We start from the raw sequence: 18,857 nt of genomic DNA on the forward strand, positions 1-18,857 counted from the left end.
AAATACCCTCGTTTTATGGTTAAGTCTCTTTTCTTCTGTTCTTTTTCTTAACTCTTTTATACATGGAATGAATTATAAGTAATGCCTGCCGTCCATTAACATGTATTTAAAGTTATTGATAATTTTCACACCGGTTTTTTTCATTTCCTCCAGCCCTTTATTCAAATATATTTTTTGCAAAAATGATCTGCTCCCTAAATAGACATTATTCTTCTTAACTCATCCTGTTTATTTTATAATCGCATTTTTTACTGTGCTGGATGCGGCTCACCGGCGCTTGACGTTTTTTTCGATTCAGGTTTAATGGCAATAACCGCTAAAATTATCGCAATAATTGACGTTCCCACAGCCATCAAAAACATCCAACGAACAGAGCCTTCCATAACAATAGCAAATACCGGAGGGCCTGCTGCCACCCCAATATAGCGCATACTACTGTACAAACTTGTCATCGTTCCACGATTTTCTTTATCAATGCCTTCAGTAATAAAGGCATCAAGACAGGGCAAAACCACACCTATGCCTATCCCCCCGATGAATAAGTACCATAAAAAGAGGCGGATACTCGGATCGAAGCTCAATAAAAACATCGATAAAGCCATAAGCACCATCCCAGAAAACGTTAACCATTTCATTAAGAATTTGTTTTGACCAATCTTTTTTCCAGTTACTAAAGAAGCGACACATAATGCAAAGAGTGGGATTGCAATGATAAACCCTTTTTTAACACCTTTTAAATGATAGTGACTTTCCAGCAGTTCGGATAGGTAAAACAGCGTACCGAATAATACAAACATAATAATGCCACCAATAACAAAAACGGCACTTACCCATTTCCAATTTTCTTTAAAAATTTTCATGATATCCTTTAGAAATGACTTAAACGGCTTGGGTTTCTCTTTGGTCTTAGGAACATGGACACTTGATCCCACCATAATAATCGAAATTAAACAAAGAATAGGAATAGCTAAAAAAGGAAAATACCAAATTAAAGCCGCAAAGACTGAGCCCAAAATAGGACTTAGTACCTTACCAGCTGTATTTGATGTTTCTAATATCCCTAAAGCACTACTTACTTTTTGTTCGTTTTTAAACATATCTCCAACTAATGGGATAACCACAGGAAAAGCTCCAGAAGCTCCAAGTCCCTGAAGGAGACGACCAATTAATATAAATGAATAGGAGGACTTTTCAAAAAACATGGATCCAAATCCTGCGATTAATCCACCAATCGCTGTAATAATTAAACTAGGGATAATGACCTTTTTCCTTCCTATCCTATCAGAGAGATAACCGGCAACGGGAATAAAAATAATCGCAATAACAGAAAAAGCAGTAATGATCAGGCTAGATTGCAAAGATGTTATTTTGAGCTTTTGTTCAATTAAAGGTAAAACCGGAATAAGCATAGAATTTCCCAAGGTCATAATTAACGGAATAGACGCTAAAGAGATGAGCTCCATTGTCTTATTATCTTTCATAAGATACGTTGCCTCCAACACACAAAAGTTTTTATTAGTTTGTGTCCACTAATATGAAATATGCGGAAGCAAAAAAGGTATTAAATGGAATAGGGGTCAAAAACATTTGAGTATGGTCACTAAATGAGCGGCGTAAACTACACTTATATTTTTTTTGAGGAGGATTTTATCATGGCGCAGTCTGATCAAATACAATCAGCGAAAAAGCTAAAACCGCTTCAACAAACACAAAATTATTTACAAGCGGCTTTACAGACGGTTATACAAGCTCAAGCAATGGAGAATACCCAAGCAACACAACAGACGGAGCAAAATATTCAAAAAGCACAGCAAACCTTAAGCCAAGCTTATTCAAGCGCTAAAACCACTGAGGAAAAAAATTATGTAGAGATTGCTCAATCACAAATCCAACAAGCGCAAATGAAGCTTCAAGATGCCAGTCAAGCCAAGTCTTCAGAATAAAAGATACCCAAAATGGACCATGGCATTTGAGCGTCAAACAGAATTTGAATATTCCCTTTCATAAAAAGAGGCCCCCTCGGAAGGGCCTCTTCTCATCATGTCTTATTAAGGTGACGTAATAGCAGACTCAAAAGCGTTTTGAAGCAGCTGAGTCCACTTCCCTACCCTTCCTTCTGCAATGGTGCTCTGATTAATTTTAACGACAGGCATCACCTCTTGGGTCGTACTGGTCACAAAAACTTCATCAGCGGTTAACAACTCATTGAGAGTAAAACTTTTCTCAATTACAGGGAGACCAAGCTGACAGGCAAGTTCAATCACATAACGACGCGTAATACCATTTAAAATAAAGTTATCGGCTGGATGGGTCAATAATTTTCCAGCCCTTATGATAAAGACATTAGTGGAGCTCCCTTCCGTCACTCTTTCTCCTCTATGAAAAATGGCCTCTTGACACCCATGGTCAAGCGCTTCTTGTTTGGCAAGGACATTACCCAATAAATTTAGGCTTTTGATATCACACCTGAGCCAACGAAAATCTTCAACCAAGTGAGCAGAAATCCCTGAATTTAATGCCTCGATGGGTCTAGAGATTTCTTTAGTATAGGCGGAGATCACCGGAGTTGTGTTATTAGGAAAACCGTGATTTCTCGATGCAGCTCCCCTTGTAATCTGAATATAAATGATACCATTCCGTAAATTATTTTTTTCAACAAGTGTTTTAAGATTATCCGTTAAAGTTTCGGAAGCATAGGGAAGCTTTAGAGAAATCGCAACCATACTGCGCTTAAATCGTTCAAGATGCTCCGCTAAAGAGAATAATTTGCCGTTATAAACACGAATCACTTCATAAACACCATCGCCAAATTGATACCCACGGTCTTCAATATCTACTTTGCCTTCGTCCCTAGAAACAAACTGATTATTAAGAAGTATCATGATCTTCCTCCCGTCTTTCCATCACATTTATTCCTCATGATTTTATCATAAGTCTTCAAATTTTTTCACTTATAATTATTAAATGTCAATTCCCTCTTAAAGCGTTACCATTGTTGTAACCTGGGTTAAAAGCCACCCAACATAAGTCCTGAAAATTTGCTTTTATGCAGAATTAAAGGTTTACATTTAATAGATTTATACTATAATGATAGAGGTTCAAAATTTATTTTGAACATATTGTTTTGTAAGGGGGAAATATAATGAAGAGATCCTTTAAAGGACTTTGGGTACTCGTTATGGCTCTTGTTCTTGTCCTTAGTATCACCGCTTGTGGTACTGACAATGGAGAGAAAAGTGACGGTAGCTCAAAAACAGAAGACAGTGCTAAAAAAGATAATGCACTAGCACAGCAACAGAAAGATTTGACTACATATGAAACAGACGTACAAACAGCGATGTCTGCTGCATATGAGCCTGTTTCAGGTTTAGCATCATTCGCCGGAGTTGGGGACGATCAATGGGATGCAGACGCAGTGAAATCCTATGTAGACGATATCCAAAAGGCAAGCGACACCTTTAACACCACTGTAGACGGTCTGACTGTTCCAGATAGTCTTTCCAAAGATGATCAAGCAAAAATTAAAGATGCCATTAAGGACATCAAAGATTTTTATGCTAAAAAGGCTGAAGCTTCAAAGAAAGCACTTGATGCCAAAAACGGTAAAGATTTAGAAACTGTTTGGACAGAAGTTGATAACGCTGGCCAAGATTCCTTCGATGCTTTCTCAAAAAAATTCAATACGGTTGTAAAATCACTCAAACTTTATGAAGCTGATTTCGCAAGTGTGTTAGGATAATAATAAAAAACAACCCGTGTAGAGTACTCTACGCGGGTTGTTTATGTCTTAAATTCATTGCTTATTCCTTTACATGTTAAGCTTTAACAACACTAAAAAACTGTTTAGCGCCTCTTTAATTGAGCATTTTAATCAATGCAAAGCTCTCTTCTCAAAGGATGTTACTTTACTCAAAATCATAGATTTCAAAGTTGAAGAAAGTTTCTACGAAACAGATAATCACCGCTACGGAAATACACTCCGCTTTTCAAGGAAGCTTTAGTATTTTTTCAGTTCGCATATGCACTATTCATAAAGATTGCGACACAACTTAAAAAGTTTAATTCTCCGACATCCAACCTAAAAAAGATTATTTTTCTATGAGAGCTTGCAAGCGATCCGCCATTAGTTGGTAGCCTGCCTTATTCGGATGAAAGTGATCTGTATACAAGAGTTGATCCCCTTTTCCTTCAAACAAATCAAAAGTGGGTACAAAAACGGTGTGAGAATATAAATTTAGTATTGTTTGGCTTGAACTGTTCCATTCATCTATAATCGCTTTAAATTGTTCATTGAGTCCCCCAAGATAATCCTCAAATGGATTATATAATCCCATATAATAAATGGTTGCTGAAGGATTATCTTGACGAATCTCAGCAAGAATACTATTTAAGTTTTTAGTATAAGCAATTCTTTGCTCGTTAAAATCATCGATGTCAAGAGCCAGTATGTTTTTTTTAACAACCCCGACAAGATCATTGCCGCCTATGGTTAAAAAGATAAGATCAGCATTAGCCAAATCGCTTTGCACGTCTTGATCTTTTAACACCTTCTGTAGATCATTTGTTGTGTCGCCTTTAATGCCATGATTTTTGAAATCCACAGTTGAGATATCTTTAGAGTTTTCAAGCGCTTTTGCTGTCAATCCAGCATACCCTTGATCTTCGGGATCTCCTACACCCTCGGTTAAGGAATCACCGATTGCGGTAATATTTAAGCTCATTTGTTTTAATTTAAGACTACTTTGAAACGGTTTTAAGTTTTGGGGGCTACCTTCATACGGAGCGAACTGTTTATGATAGACAAAGGAAAGTCCAATGACAAGAGCAATGATGAGGAAAAAGATGCCCCAGACAGTCCATCGTTTTTTTCTTTTAAATGCTACCACCTCCATACGCCATTACCCCAGAAGGCGAAAGCGCTGAATATGGTCTAAACAGCCTTCCGCAAGCAATATTTTATATTGTGTTGCTCCTAATAAGTCAAAATGAGGATACCCTTTATGATGATCTATCCATTCGGGTTTTAAATCGTACTTTTCTCCCCATTGAATCAAACGATGTAAATCACTACAACCCACTTTTGTCACTGTGTGACAGTGAGGGAAGCGTGGATCATACCAAAAATGCGTCAAAAAAGCAATTTCATTATTTGCGACACGTTGCTTCCAGTGCTCAATCTCTATTCTCTTAATCCCAAAGGCCATTTTCATCTTCATCCTTAAACTTTAACTTTACTAGTCATCCTTATTTATTCTATCATACTTTTAAAGTCACTTTTTTTACAAATAAAGTGAAATGATAAGAAAAACTGGGTGAAAAAGCATGCCTGGTTCTCATTCAGTTGGCATTAAAATGTTTTTGACCAAAATGCATCGTCAATATCAAGTGGATTGGAGCGGAAATCCACACCATCCTAATGACCAGTAATTTTCTGATCTTTCAAGAAAGTAAAAAAGCAACGGTATTAGACCGTTGCTTTTTTGACATCATGCTTCTTTTCTATTTTAGTTTCAATTTTTTCAAGAGCACTGTTGTCTTTTAAAATTTCTGATTTATTTTTAGAAATTAATTCTTGAATTCCTATTCTTTTTCGCATGTTCAACCCCTCTTTCTCACTTTATAGTATACTATATATTGTCAACGTAGGAAAACAAGAATTGTTACAAAAGTTCGAATGTTACTTGATTGGAAATCATTTCTGCCATTCTTTCTTGAGTAGGCTATAAATAGTCAAATCCATCCACTCTGTTCCCCATCTTTCCCATTGCCGTAGACATCCTTCATAAGTAAATCCAGATTTTTTAATCAATGCCTGTGCCGCACTATTTTTGGGCGAGACCAACGCTGTAATACGATTCAGGTTTGCTCCCTCAAAACCAAAGGCGAGCATCCCTTTTATTGCTTCAGTCGCAATCCCTTTATTCCAATGGTTCTTTAAAATTTCTCCACCCAATTCCGCCTTTTCATTTTTTAAATCCATTTTATAGAATCCACCCGTACCATAAAATGTCCCTGTCTCCTTATCACGGATTGCCCACCTAAGAATCGGAAATTCAGGACGAAAAACTGAATAAAATTGAATAAATTCTTGAGCTTCATCGAGCGTTGACATCGTCTGACCTCCATCGAATTTCATGGTGTCAGGATCAGAAAATAATTGAAAAATGTGGTGAACATCCTGATAGCCAATCGGTCCGAATGTCAAACGTTCAGTTGAAAACGTCGGAAACGCTTGAATCATGTCACTAGCCTCCTTTAACCAAATACACATTTCCTTATAGGATATTGCCACTCATCTATTTATGGCACATGAATTCGCCCATAAATAGACTTTCAAAAAAACTCTCCATCACATTCTATATACATCATTACATAGCGATCAGCCGAAATAAGTTTTTTATTAAGTTCGTTCTCCACTATAATGCAAATTTTGGAATCTAGTATTTTCACCCCTAGAAAGCAATCAATCCATCGAAACCTATATAGGCAAGCGCAGAAACCTTAAGTTTTAAACACTTGGGACTGCAAAAACATACACCAGGAGGAGATTATACAATGAGAAAGACGCTATTAACTTTAGCACTTGCTGGCGCTGTTGCCCTTCCATTTGCCGCTGGTGGCCATGCCGATGCGCAAACTAAAGACAACACTAAGACAGATGGGGCTAGTCACTACCATGTTTATATAAATAATCAAGTCAAGAATATGTCTCTTGAAGACTTAGAAAAGTTCCTCAAGAACACCAAAGGTCAAAATATTCAAAAGCTGATTCAGCAATATGGAATAAATGTCAATCATAATGACGAACAAACTCAACAAAAGCCGTCAACTCAAACAAAACCAGCAGCTCCAGCCAAAGGAACACAAACACAAAAGCCGACAGCAAGTTCCCAACAAGCGACAGATAATGGGGAAACTACGAAATCTGTCAGTGCTTATGAGCAACAGGTCGTCGATTTAACAAATAAAGAGCGTACAGATCGAGGTTTACAGCCGTTAAAGCTTGATGTCAACCTCTCTAAGATGGCCCGTGATAAATCAGCGGATATGGTGAAAAATAATTACTTTGACCACCAATCTCCGACTTACGGTTCACCTTTCGATATGATGAAAAAATATGGAATTAGTTACAGCAGTGCAGGAGAAAATATTGCAGCTGGTCAAAAAACGCCTGAAGAGGTCGTTAATTCATGGATGAATAGCGAGGGACACCGTGCAAACATTCTGAATCCAGATTACGATACCATCGGTGTGGGTTACGTTCAAGGCGGTTCCTACGGCTCTTACTGGACTCAAGAGTTTATTGGACATTAATAAAGTCCTCTATATTAAAACATACTAAGATAAAAGGATATAAAACAAAACAAAGGAAAAACCGAACGATTTTGATGTCGTTCGGTTTTTCCTTTGTCCGTAAGGTCGCTCCGTCAAAACACTACGCTTTATATTTGCGTCATGACACTTATTCATGTTTAAAAATATGATTGTTCATCTTTTGACTTGGCTCATTTCATTATGTCCCGGCCTCTTTTTTGGATTACAGAGATTAAAAAATCTACTCTTAAAGAAATAGACTTTTTAGACGAATAATCATAAGCATTAATAAAAATGTAGAAAGAAAACTGCAACTGCTCCAACAAGATTTGGCATAGCAAAAAACAATGTCCGCCCAATCCATTTCAACCGTAATCTACGATATTGTTGTGATTCATGTGAAAGTTTGATGTGCACAGTATTCCCATTGGCAAAGGCCCTTGACAGTATAGGTGAAGAAAGCAGGCACACTAAACCAAGTCCTCCCCCAAACGTCATAGCCATTTGTAAATTCCCAATGAGGATCGCTCCTAATACAATGGTCAAAAAAATAATAACCCCGTAAAATAATGAACGGACCATAGAGCACATCCTCCTTTATGTTCAATGTATTGTTTTCATAATATTTTAATTTAATTTTATCATAGTATTTCTATTTTACTAGCCTTTAACATGACTATTTTTTAAACATTTTTTTATTTTTATTGCATTCTCTTCTTTGTTCATGAAACGTTAAATGGTAACATATTTATTAATGGACAAGATGAGCTATACTTAAGACTAATGACATAAAAAGTGGGTATCAGAATGAAAGAAATCATAATGCATGTTTTAGAAACCATTATTAGTATGGGCTATTTCGGTGTTGCTCTTGCTTTAATGATCGAAATTATCCCAAGTGAAATCGTTCTAGCCTATGGCGGGTTTATGGTTAGTACCGGAGACCTCAATTTTGCATGGACTGTTGTTGCCGGGACCATTGGTGCCACGATTGCTCAAGTGTTTTTGTATTGGATCGGTTACTATGGTGGTCGACCCTTTTTACAAAAATACGGGAAATACCTTCTCATTCACTCAAAGCATTTGGATCTCTCAGAAAGATGGTTTAAAAAATACGGAGGCGGCGTTGTTTTTTTCGCCCGGTTTGTCCCTGTTGTTCGTCAGGCTATTTCTATTCCAGCAGGGATTGCTAAGATGCCCTTGGGACGCTTTATCTTCTATACCATTCTGGCGACTATTCCTTGGTCAATCCTTTTCATTTATCTTGGAGAGTCTCTGGGTCAAAATTGGGATCAGATCAAAGAAGTAACCGCTCCTTATATCGACACCGTTGCACTGGTGATCGTCGCCATTTTTGTGCTTTATTTTGTTTATAAATTCATAAAGTCTCGACGCAAATTCAAGCCGTGAGGCACAAGTATTAATACGTAAGCACGTCTTATAGAGTAGAAAAGTAAAATTGATAGGTCTTATCCCCCTTTTTTGATAAACTAAGAAGAGTCGTTCAACCTAATTACATATAAAATGAACACATTCGAAGGAGGTCACTACATTGAGTGAAAAAGCTTTACACTATCTAAAAGAACATCGTGACAGTCATTTAGAATCCCTTAAAGCCTTTTTAAGCATACCGAGCATTAGTTCCGACTCCGCTTATAAAGATCAAGTCCATGAAGCTGCCGAGTGGACCGCACGGGCTTTAGAGGAAGCTGGAATAGAACACGTTCAAGTCATGAAGACAAAAAATCATCCCGTTGTCTATGGGGACTGGCTACATGCTGAAAATGCCCCGACCTTATTAATTTACGGACACTATGATGTTCAGCCTGTTGATCCTATTGAATTATGGGAAACCCCGCCCTTCGAACCGACAATTAGAGATAATAAAGTCTATGCACGTGGGGCGAGTGACGACAAAGGACAAGTCTTCATGCAGATCAAAGTCATTGAAGCGATCATGAAAACAGAAAAACAGCTCCCTGTGAACGTCAAGTTCATTTATGAGGGGGAAGAAGAAATTGGAAGTCCAAGTCTTGATCCATTTGTGGAAGCCCATAAAGAACTTTTAAAAGCAGACATACTATTAGTGTCAGACACAACCATGATTGAAGAGGGACAACCCTCCATCTGTCATGGATTACGCGGTCTCACAGGCTTACAAATCGATCTTAAAGGGCCTAAAAGTGATCTTCATTCTGGTTTATACGGTGGTGCCGTACAAAACCCGCTTCATGCTCTTTCTGATTTATTAGCCTCCATGCATGACAAAGACGGCCACATTACGATTGAAGGCTTTTATGATAAAGTTCAAGCTCTAACGGATGAGGAAATTGAAACTTACGAAAAGCTAAGTAATGATGCTGAACTGAAACGTTATCTTGGTGTTGAGCAACTCTTCGGTGAAGCTGGATTTTCATCCAAAGCCCAACTTTGGGGAAGACCGACATTAGAAGTGAATGGTCTCTGGGGTGGATATCAAGGTGAAGGTGTAAAAACCGTCATCCCATCTGAAGCACACGCAAAAATTACCTGTCGTCTGGTTCCTGCACAAGATCCTAAAGAGATTGCAGAGCTGGTTCAAAAGCATGTCGAGAAGCATTTGCTTCCTGGAGTGACCGCTGAGATTACACTTTTTGACCAAGCCAAACCTTTTGTCACACCTTACGATCATCCGGCCATTCAAGCAGCTGGGGCTTCTCTAGAAAAAGTTTACGGCAAAAAAACGATTTATACGCGTATGGGCGGTTCTGTTCCTGTTGTCGAAACATTTAATACCTTGCTAGGTCTCCCTGCTGTATTAATGGGATTTGGGTTGGAAACCGAAAACTTCCATGCCCCTAATGAGCACTTTCATCTAGAGAACTTTGATAAAGGACTACAGACCTTAGTTGATTATTTCTTTAGAATTACTGAAGCCTTAAAATAATCCCATTCGTTTTCAGATGACGCACCTCTAATCTTAGAGTGTGCGTTTTTTATATGGTCAAATTTATAAGTTGAACGCCACATGTGCGTCCTTTTTTCTTATGATAAGGTTTGCATAAAGTCTGTTTGCCTTCACAATTGACATTATTTAATTTCCAACCCTACTTGATTGCTATTAATTTTTTGGTTGTTAAATACAGGAAATAGACGCTCTCTCCCTATTCTCCAAAGATATCCCTCTATATGCCAAAACAAGTCTTAACAGTGGACGTCACCTTCCCGAAGGCTTAAGATAAGAGAGGAATTCATCAAGGAAGGTGTACAGTTTGGATTATATTAAAAGCGGGACAAAGACATTTCGGCATGCAAGTCTTGCCCTATTTGCCGGAGGTTTTGTGACTTTTTCTAACCTCTATACGACTCAACCGCTCATGCCAGTTTTTTCAAAGACCTTTCATATTTCCCCTACAATTGCTAGCTTAACGCTTTCCGTATCCACTGCCGCACTTGCTATTTTTATGCTTGTGGCTGCCGCCATTTCTGATGCCATTGGACGCAAACGTATCATGGTCATCTCTATTTTTGCGACGTCTATTTTAGCTTTTTTAACCTCCTTCAGCCCTAATTTCATTACACTTCTATCATTACGGACTTTACTGGGTGCGGTGTTAGCTGGAGTACCTGCGATTGCAATGGCTTACGTTGGTGAGGAATTCGATCCTAAAAGTCTCGGTCAAGCCATGGGATTATACATTAGTGGGAATTCCATAGGCGGATTGTTCGGACGATTAGCCACGGGAGTTTTAACCGACCTCTTTAATTGGCATGTGGCCCTTCAGTTTGTTGGCGCCCTGAGTATTGCCTTTAGTTTATATTTATGGTTTGCATTGCCTAAACCCCAGCATTTTCAACCAAGTCGAACGTCATTCAGTGATATTTTCAAAAAACTAGGCGGACACTTAAAACAGCCTGGCCTCTTTTTACTTTTCACTATTGGCTTCTTGCTTATGGGAAGCTTTGTCACCATGTTTAATTACATTGGCTATCTTTTAACCGAACCGCCCTATAATGTAAGCCAAACAGTGATTGGCTTCATCTTTATCGTGTATCTCATGGGCACTTGGAGTTCTGCTTGGATGGGCAAGGTCGCAGATAGACTGGGGGCATCCCCTGTGATCCAGCGCTCACTATTACTCATGTTACTCGGTTCTTTATTAACTTTAGTTCCTAACCTTTATGTGAAGATTATTGCCTTAGCAATATTCACCTTTGGCTTCTTCGGTGCCCATGCTGTCGCCAGTGGCTGGGTTGGCGATCGTGCCAAAATCAACAAAGCCCAAGCGTCATCTCTCTATTTATTGTTTTATTACGCTGGTTCAAGTCTTGTTGGGGCTTTTGGTGGCTTTTTCTGGAGTGGCTTTGGATGGATCGGAGTGATTATTCTGATCACTCTCCTCATTCTGTTGGGATTTTTGTGCACGTATTATTCAAATCAATATCGTCAAAATTCGTATGCGAGTAATTAATTTAGGATGATATCGAGGGCTCTGAAAAATATGAGTCTGTATAGTAAGGAATCTGCAAATCACAAGCAGATTCCTTTTTTAATAAGGACATAAGAATTGCTTGGCTTACACCAAGTCCTTATCTATGAAGACACGTTTTTCTACCGATCTCTTTATTGCTTTGATGGCTTTCTTATTCTTTAAAAAGAGACTATCCTCAAAAGCTTTGCTTTTGGAATAGCCTCTTCACCCTTATACGTTTTTAATAGATGACTTTAACGTAAGGTCTTTAATGCACTGCTCCAAGCGATGACTTGATCTAGCATCCCATTCACATTTTCAAGATGCAATTCAGCAGGTTTAAAAGTAGAAAAGTTTTCAAAATCTGTAAATAAAGATAAGGTTGGATGTGTTCTTACATCAGCGATTTGTAGTTCTCCACAAATCCCCCTTAAATGTTCAGCTGCACGAGCGCCACCTGTTGAACCATAGCTCACAATCCCAGCCGCCTTGTTATTCCAAGCTTCCCGTGCAAAGTCAAGGGCATTTTTCAAAGCGCCAGAAATACTGTGATTGTACTCTTGGACAATGAAAATAAAACCATCTAAACTATCAAGCTTCTCATTCCAAGCCGCCACGCCTGGTTCTGTACCATCTGTGGTGCCTAAAAAGGGCAATTGGTAATCCGTAATATCTACAAGTTCATAGTTTGCATCTTCACGTTTATCTGCAATCGCTTTGACCCACTCACCAACCTGAGGGCTTAAGCGTCCTTGTCGTGTGCTCCCCAAAATAATGCCAATATTTAATTTTTCTGCCATCGGTCTTCCTCCCTAATCTTCTACTTATGTAGATGTCGTGTACTATCAGTAATCTACTGATGCCCTATTATAGCAAATAAGATAAGAATTAGAAAAATGATTGAACTTGGATCATTCGACTTTTTTCTTCACGTTATAACCTTTTATCTTTAAGAAAAACATAGTTGATTCTACCCTCTTGAGATTTTATCATAACCAAAAAGGGACACTTATCTTCTTATGAAGACAAGTGTCCTGCCGTTAAAATAAAGGATTAGGGTTTAATATATTTATACTCGATTTCTTCGTGCTCTTGGTTATATTCGATGTATAAGTCATGACCATCAAAAAACCACACATCGTTATCTTTGACGAAAAAAGAAAGGCCATCCTTCTCTGTCTTGGCAGCAACATCTGTGAGCTCATTATTAACTGTAAAAGCTAGCGAAAACTTTTCTTGGACAGGACTGCTCCCATAAATTTGTGAATAAAACTGAACAGCATCCCCTGTTTCTAAGCCTACCTCGTCCTTAAACCACTCAAAAGCTTGATCACTGACGACTATCTTCATTATATTTCACCTCTCTCAGACATTTACTTTACATTATCTCATGGAAAATGTAGAACATTGATACCGTGAAAATAGTTTATATTCTAGTATGTACACTATTTCCATAGTTATAGTCCCTCATTCCTTTAAGATAAAATCAGCATTAACTTCTCGTTATCTTAAACTTTTTCATTTCCATAAGTAACGCTTGATAGGAAGTGACAACCAGATCGGCAACCTTTTCAGCTTCAGGTGAGGAAATAATTTCCCGATCAGGCGCAAAATAACACGTGCGAATGCCCAGTGCTTTTGCTGGGATCAAATCCAGTGCCCGATCTCCAACGGCTAAATCTATACGATATTTTTCATGTAAATAACGGTAAGACGCAGGATCAGGTTTTCTTGGATAGTCATCATCTCCAGAAACCATTTCCGTGAAATACTGTTCCATATTATGATGTTTAAGGATTTCGAGTGCTCCCGAGCGTGATTTATGCGTCATAATTACATTCAATTCAGCCTGTTCCAACACATCCTTAACATGAGGGAATGGCGGCTTTTCCATAGGTGGTATCTGCTTCTCTAATGTTTTATAAACATCAACTTTTTCCGGCGGGAGTTGATAAAATTCGATCGCCTGACCAAAAGATTGCTTTAAGTGCTGATATAACTCCCCTTCAGTGGCCTCTTTTATGACCTGGTTTAATGCCCGAACATAACTTGGATAGGTATCAAATAATGTCCCATCAAAATCCCATAAGATATGCAATAGATGTTGGCTCCCTTCTTCTCCAAGCCCATTTCTCTTTTTTATTTATTATAACAGGTTTTATATCTTTATAGCTTCTTTCAGGACTCATGGATTCCTTATATTAGGAAACTAAAAGATAGTTCAAACTAAAAACTCCCGACACGCTTAAGCGCGTCGGGAGTTGATAACATCGTTAGTATTATTTAGCTTCTTCAAATTTACGACGAAGCACCATTTGAAGGATACCACCATGACGATAGTAATCAACATCAACTTCACTATCAAAGCGAAGGATAGCCTCGAATGTTTTGGTGTTGCCATCTTCATCAGTTGCTTTAACAGTTACTGTTTGACGAGGTCTCACATTATCATCAACGTCTACTGAGAAGGTTTCTTTACCCGTTAAGCCAAGAGATTCAGCATTTTCGCCTTCTTTATATTGTAATGGCATAACACCCATACAAACAAGGTTTGAACGGTGAATTCTTTCATAGCTTTCAGCGATAACCATTTTAATACCTAGAAGGTTGGTTCCTTTTGCTGCCCAGTCACGAGATGAACCCATGCCGTAATCGACACCAGCAAGAACAACAAGACCCGTACCGTCTTCTTTGTACTTCATTGCTGCATCATACCAAGGAAGAATTTCTCCTGTTGGCCAGTATGGTGCGAAACCACCTTCCGTACCAGGAGCAAGTTGGTTTCGAATACGAATATTCGCAAACGTTCCACGCATCATGACTTCGTGGTTACCACGACGAGAACCGAAGGAGTTGAAGTCACGTGGCTCAACACCGTGTTCCATCAGATATTTACCAGCAGGACCATTTTTCGCAATCGCACCTGCAGGAGAAATATGGTCAGTCGTTACAGAGTCGCCAAGCTTAGCGATCGCACGAAGCCCTTTAAGAGGTTGAATAGGCTCTGGTTCAATGGATAGATTTTCAAAAAACGGTGGGTTCTGAATATAAGTCGACTCACTATCAAAATCGTAAAGTTCGCCTTCACTTGTTTCAAGATTGTTCCAACGTTCGTTTTCTTCGAAGACATGCTCATATTCTTTCTTGAACATTTCTGGGCTCACTGATTGGCTGAGCACTTCTTCAATTTCAGCAGAAGTTGGCCAGATATCTTTGAAGTAGACATCGTTACCGTCTTTGTCTTTACCGAAGGAATCTTTTTCCAAGTCAAAGTTAACAGAACCAGCCAGCGCATAAGCCACAACTAAAGGTGGTGATGCCAAGTAGTTTGCACGAACTAATGGATGAATACGCCCTTCGAAGTTACGGTTACCCGAAAGAACAGATGCCACCGTGAGATCTTCTTTAGTAATCGCTTCTTCAACTTCGTCTAATAATGGACCTGAGTTACCAATACATGTTGTACAGCCATAACCAACAACGTTAAAACCAAGTTGATCGAGGTAAGGAAGTAAACCCGCATCTTTAAGGTAGTCAGTAACAACCTTAGAACCAGGTGCCAAGCTTGTTTTGACATAACCTGGGACTTTAAGGCCTTTTTCAACAGCCTTTTTCGCAACAAGTCCTGCCCCTAACATAACGCTTGGGTTAGAAGTGTTTGTACAACTTGTGATCGCTGCGATAACAACGTCACCTGTTTTTAATTCTTCTTTACGTCCGTCTTTATATTCAACAGTTGATTTCTTATTGATTTCGTCTTCGCCAAGACCGAAGCCATGAACACCAGATTCACGAGTCAATGCGTTCTGGAATTCTTTCTTCATGTCAGAAAGAACGATACGATCTTGTGGACGTTTTGGTCCAGCAAGTGATGGCACGATCTCAGAAAGATTCAATTCAATCACTTTAGTAAACTTAGGATCTTTTTTATCAGGTGTATAGAATAGACCGTTGGCTTTGCAGTATGTTTCGACAAGCTTGATTTGTTCTTCTGTACGACCTGTTAATCTCATGTAATTGAGTGTTTCATCATCTACAGGGAAGAAGGTTGCCGTTGCCCCATTCTCTGGAGACATGTTAGAGATAGTTGCACGGTCAGCAAGTGACATTTGTGACATACCAGGACCAAAGAATTCTACGAACTTACCAACAACTTTTTCTTCACGAAGAATTTGAGTAACGACAAGTGCTAAGTCCGTTGCGGTTGTACCACTTGGAAGTTCACCAGTTAAGCGGACACCGATAACTTCTGGGACAGGGATGTAAGAAGGCTGACCAAGCATACCTGCTTCAGCTTCGATACCACCAACACCCCAACCAAGAACACCAATACCATTGATCATCGTTGTATGGGAGTCAGTACCTACAAGCGTATCAGGGAAGGCAATATATTCACCATTACCTTCTTCAAGACCATGAACAACAGAGGCCAAGTACTCAAGGTTTACTTGGTGGACGATACCTGTTGCTGGCGGTACAGCACGATAATTTTCAAAGGCATTTTGTGCCCATTTTAGGAATTTATAACGTTCAATATTACGCTCGAATTCACGTTCCATGTTAAACTTCAAAGCATCGTTTGAAGCGAAACGGTCAACTTGTACTGAGTGGTCGACAACAAGATCAACAGGTTTTTCAGGGTTGATTTTCTGAGGATCGCCACCCATATCAGCCATTGCCTTACGTAAAGAAGCAAGGTCAACAACGGCTGGTACACCGGTGAAATCTTGAAGAATAATTCTTGATGGGTTGAATGGCACATCAATATCTTCATTGAGTTCATCCGTACCCCATTTTGCTAGATTTTCAACATGCTCTTTTGTAATAACTCTACCATCGTATTGACGGAGAACAGATTCAAGTAATACCTTGACAGAGTATGGAAGTCTCTCGATATCACCGAATTGTTTTAGCGCGTCAAGCTTGTAATAGTTGTACGTTTTGTCATTAACAGTAAACGTATCGCGTGCTTGATACACGTCATTCTTTTTCCTGTCTTGGACAGTGACTGACATGTGATTCACTCCTTTACTTCTTCTCTTTCACTAGCACATTACTTATATATTTTAATAGAAAAGATCATATAAGTAAAATCCAATGCTATTATGAAGACCAATAAGTTTTCCTTATGAATTAGTTACCCCATTATGTACTGCTTTATAGACCCCTTCGATTTCTAGGTCATTGATTGTTCGGATATCTAATAGGTATTGATCATCTTCGATCCTTCCAACAACCGCCGGGTTCCCTAACCTCAAGGCTTTCGCTAAGGCCATCGCTTCTATTTTATCGCAAATAATAACAACAGCATAGCTTTTTAACTTAATTTCTGGCATTGTCCCTCCACCTACATAAGAATATGTAGATTTAATTTCGGTTTTTATGCCGATGATTTGCTTTAATTGTTCGGCTAATTTTTCAGCACGTTGATAAAGCGTGTCCTTATCGGTAACGATATCTCGAATAGTCGGAACGGTTGTCTTCAGTGTTTCAGGATTGAAGTAATTTTGCAAAGTTACCGTAAGTGCAGCGAGTGTCATTTTATCCACTCTTAGTGTACGCATGAGCTGATGTTTTTTTAAACGTTCTATATACTTTTTCTTACCTAAAATAATGCCAGCCTGCGGCCCGCCCAACAGCTTATCCCCACTTAAAGAAACAAGATCAACGCCCGATTTGATGATTTCACTGACCACCGGTTCTTCACCAATCTTTTCATCAGAGAAGGGAAATAAAGCGCCACTTCCAAGATCCTCATAAAAAAGGAGTTCTTGCTGATGCGCGAGCGTTACAAGTTCCTCGCGACTAACACTTGAGGTGAAGCCAATCATCTTAAAATTACTTTGATGAACTTTTAGGATCATGGCGGTCTCATCATGAATAGCGGCTTGATAATCTGTGAGATGCGTCTTATTCGTCGTCCCCACTTCGACTAAATGAGCATCGCTTTCCTCCATTATCGAAGAAATTCGAAAAGAGCCTCCTATCTCAACAAGTTCTCCTCTTGAGACGATGACCTCACGCCGTTTTGCAAGCGCCCTTAGCACCAGAAATACCGCAGCCGCATTATTATTGACCACTAATGCCGCTTCTGCCCCCGTTAAGCGTGTAAGAAGGGCTTCAAGGTGCTCCGTTCGTGATCCCCGTTTGCCGCTTGTAAGATCAAATTCTAAATTGCTGTACCCTAAAGCAGCTTCAAAAGCCGCTTGAGCCGCTTCCGAGCTTAACCGTGCGCGTCCGAGATTCGTATGTAAAACCACGCCTGTGCCATTAATCACCTGTTTCACTCCAGAAGAGCTTACCATTTTAAGAGTATTTTGTAAGGCACTAAAAATGTTAGCTGTCAATGATGCAGTGGTTTGCTCCAGCGCCCAAGTCCTGTCATTGACAAGTTTGTGTCTCACACAGTCAACGCACTCTTGTGTTAACTGTGTCAAATAGTTTTTATTGATTGAAACATCCTCCAGTAAGTCATTAAATTCAGGACAATCCTGAAGATATTTTATGGAAGGCAGTCGGCTTAAAGGGTTATCCAATTGTTACACCTCATTCTTAAGGACATCCATAAGAACCGGACATCTCTTTGCTCTCAAACTAATCATAATAAAAATGCTCGCAAACCACAAAACCTGTTGCCCTACCCTAGCCAGCAGTACTGGTTCTAGAGGTTTAAGTGCGCGAACAATCCTGACAATAAAATAAAATTTTCGTGGTTTCCCATGAAGACTTGACATTTTATAAAAGCTGTCTTACGATGATAAAAATACTAGCGATGACGAAGAAGAGTAAGCGATGTTTTGAGTATCCTAGAGAGCGGGCAGAAGGGTGAAAGGCCGGCATACTCATCGCGCTGAATGGGCTTCTGAGCTTCAGTCCGAACATTAGATGTTCAGAGTAGTTGGGCAATATCACTCGATAAGCTCCCCTCACTTTCGAACTCTAAACAAGTAGGCACTGGCGGTGTTCGACCGTTATTTCGAATCAAGTGCGTTCTTTCTGAACGAATAAAGGTGGTACCACGGGTTCCTCGTCCTTTTTGGGATGTAGGGCTTTTTTTATTGGGAAAATTTGTTTTTTGAGGTGTTGCCTCTT

The 18,857-nt window shown here is 39.2% G+C and carries 18 protein-coding genes and 1 other annotated feature; of the genes, 6 read left to right on the forward strand and 12 right to left on the reverse strand.

Features of this window, described 5'->3' with window-relative positions:
• Nucleotides 1–248 precede the first annotated feature (248 nt).
• Entirely contained in the window at nt 249–1,481 is a 1,233-nt protein-coding gene (locus tag IEV91_RS08805; RefSeq protein WP_188497058.1) for an MFS transporter, read from the reverse strand.
• Nucleotides 1,482–1,652: 171 nt separating this feature from the next.
• On the opposite strand from IEV91_RS08805, the gene IEV91_RS08810 reads away from it, so the two are divergent.
• A complete protein-coding gene (locus IEV91_RS08810; protein ID WP_188497059.1) occupies nt 1,653–1,943 on the forward strand; it encodes a hypothetical protein in 291 nt (96 codons plus the stop codon).
• A 105-nt stretch (nt 1,944–2,048) separates the two neighbouring features.
• Here IEV91_RS08810 and dat read toward each other — a convergent pair whose 3' ends face one another.
• Nucleotides 2,049–2,882, reverse strand: coding sequence for a D-amino-acid transaminase (gene dat, locus IEV91_RS08815; RefSeq protein WP_188497060.1), 834 nt, complete (start codon nt 2,880–2,882; stop codon nt 2,049–2,051).
• A 260-nt stretch (nt 2,883–3,142) separates the two neighbouring features.
• Between dat and IEV91_RS08820 the strand changes: the two genes are divergently transcribed.
• A complete protein-coding gene (locus tag IEV91_RS08820) occupies nt 3,143–3,739 on the forward strand; it encodes a hypothetical protein (protein WP_188497061.1) in 597 nt (198 codons plus the stop codon).
• 349 nt (nt 3,740–4,088) lie between these two features.
• Here IEV91_RS08820 and IEV91_RS08825 read toward each other — a convergent pair whose 3' ends face one another.
• The 4 genes from IEV91_RS08825 to IEV91_RS08840 all read right to left on the reverse strand — a co-directional run bounded on the left by IEV91_RS08825 (nt 4,089) and on the right by IEV91_RS08840 (nt 6,241).
• The gene (locus IEV91_RS08825; RefSeq protein WP_188497062.1) at nt 4,089–4,892 is read right to left on the reverse strand and encodes an SGNH/GDSL hydrolase family protein; all 804 of its coding nucleotides are present in this window, start codon (nt 4,890–4,892) and stop codon (nt 4,089–4,091) included.
• A gap of 6 nt (nt 4,893–4,898) precedes the next feature.
• Complete coding sequence (locus IEV91_RS08830; protein ID WP_188497063.1) at nt 4,899–5,204, reverse strand: hypothetical protein; 306 nt, start codon at nt 5,202–5,204, stop codon at nt 4,899–4,901.
• Nucleotides 5,205–5,464: 260 nt separating this feature from the next.
• The gene (locus IEV91_RS08835; RefSeq protein WP_188497064.1) at nt 5,465–5,596 is read right to left on the reverse strand and encodes an FbpB family small basic protein; all 132 of its coding nucleotides are present in this window, start codon (nt 5,594–5,596) and stop codon (nt 5,465–5,467) included.
• A 96-nt stretch (nt 5,597–5,692) separates the two neighbouring features.
• On the reverse strand, nt 5,693–6,241 hold the full coding sequence (locus tag IEV91_RS08840; protein ID WP_188497065.1) for a GNAT family N-acetyltransferase: 549 nt from the start codon (nt 6,239–6,241) through the stop codon (nt 5,693–5,695).
• A gap of 314 nt (nt 6,242–6,555) precedes the next feature.
• Between IEV91_RS08840 and IEV91_RS08845 the strand changes: the two genes are divergently transcribed.
• On the forward strand, nt 6,556–7,314 hold the full coding sequence (locus IEV91_RS08845; RefSeq protein ID WP_188497066.1) for a CAP domain-containing protein: 759 nt from the start codon (nt 6,556–6,558) through the stop codon (nt 7,312–7,314).
• 285 nt (nt 7,315–7,599) lie between these two features.
• Here IEV91_RS08845 and IEV91_RS08850 read toward each other — a convergent pair whose 3' ends face one another.
• Nucleotides 7,600–7,896, reverse strand: a complete 297-nt coding sequence (locus tag IEV91_RS08850) for a DUF5316 family protein (RefSeq protein ID WP_188497067.1) — start codon at nt 7,894–7,896, stop codon at nt 7,600–7,602.
• A gap of 225 nt (nt 7,897–8,121) precedes the next feature.
• Between IEV91_RS08850 and uptA the strand changes: the two genes are divergently transcribed.
• The 3 genes from uptA to IEV91_RS08865 all read left to right on the forward strand — a co-directional run bounded on the left by uptA (nt 8,122) and on the right by IEV91_RS08865 (nt 11,765).
• On the forward strand, nt 8,122–8,724 hold the full coding sequence (gene uptA / locus IEV91_RS08855) for an undecaprenyl phosphate transporter UptA (RefSeq protein WP_188497068.1): 603 nt from the start codon (nt 8,122–8,124) through the stop codon (nt 8,722–8,724).
• A 142-nt stretch (nt 8,725–8,866) separates the two neighbouring features.
• Complete coding sequence (locus IEV91_RS08860; protein ID WP_188497069.1) at nt 8,867–10,240, forward strand: dipeptidase; 1,374 nt, start codon at nt 8,867–8,869, stop codon at nt 10,238–10,240.
• A gap of 325 nt (nt 10,241–10,565) precedes the next feature.
• Nucleotides 10,566–11,765 carry an MFS transporter gene (locus IEV91_RS08865; RefSeq protein ID WP_188497070.1) on the forward strand — a complete coding sequence of 400 codons (1,200 nt, stop codon included), beginning with the start codon at nt 10,566–10,568 and terminating at the stop codon, nt 11,763–11,765.
• A gap of 254 nt (nt 11,766–12,019) precedes the next feature.
• Here the strand turns inward: IEV91_RS08865 and IEV91_RS08870 are convergent, their stop codons facing one another.
• From IEV91_RS08870 to selA, 5 genes are all read right to left on the reverse strand, one after another.
• The gene (locus tag IEV91_RS08870; RefSeq protein ID WP_188497071.1) at nt 12,020–12,565 is read right to left on the reverse strand and encodes an NADPH-dependent FMN reductase; all 546 of its coding nucleotides are present in this window, start codon (nt 12,563–12,565) and stop codon (nt 12,020–12,022) included.
• Nucleotides 12,566–12,818: 253 nt separating this feature from the next.
• Nucleotides 12,819–13,115, reverse strand: a complete 297-nt coding sequence (locus tag IEV91_RS08875) for a HesB/YadR/YfhF family protein (RefSeq protein WP_188497072.1) — start codon at nt 13,113–13,115, stop codon at nt 12,819–12,821.
• A gap of 142 nt (nt 13,116–13,257) precedes the next feature.
• On the reverse strand, nt 13,258–13,863 hold the full coding sequence (locus IEV91_RS08880) for an HAD-IA family hydrolase (RefSeq protein ID WP_229745486.1): 606 nt from the start codon (nt 13,861–13,863) through the stop codon (nt 13,258–13,260).
• 181 nt (nt 13,864–14,044) lie between these two features.
• Nucleotides 14,045–16,780 carry an aconitate hydratase AcnA gene (gene acnA, locus IEV91_RS08885; protein ID WP_188497073.1) on the reverse strand — a complete coding sequence of 912 codons (2,736 nt, stop codon included), beginning with the start codon at nt 16,778–16,780 and terminating at the stop codon, nt 14,045–14,047.
• A 111-nt stretch (nt 16,781–16,891) separates the two neighbouring features.
• Complete coding sequence (selA, locus tag IEV91_RS08890) at nt 16,892–18,301, reverse strand: L-seryl-tRNA(Sec) selenium transferase (protein ID WP_188497074.1); 1,410 nt, start codon at nt 18,299–18,301, stop codon at nt 16,892–16,894.
• 227 nt (nt 18,302–18,528) lie between these two features.
• Nucleotides 18,529–18,803 (forward strand) — a binding site (T-box leader).
• Nucleotides 18,804–18,857 lie beyond the last annotated feature (54 nt).

It is taken from the genome of Pullulanibacillus pueri, from assembly GCF_014639255.1.
Taxonomy (GTDB): Bacteria; Bacillota; Bacilli; order Bacillales; family Sporolactobacillaceae; genus Pullulanibacillus; species Pullulanibacillus pueri.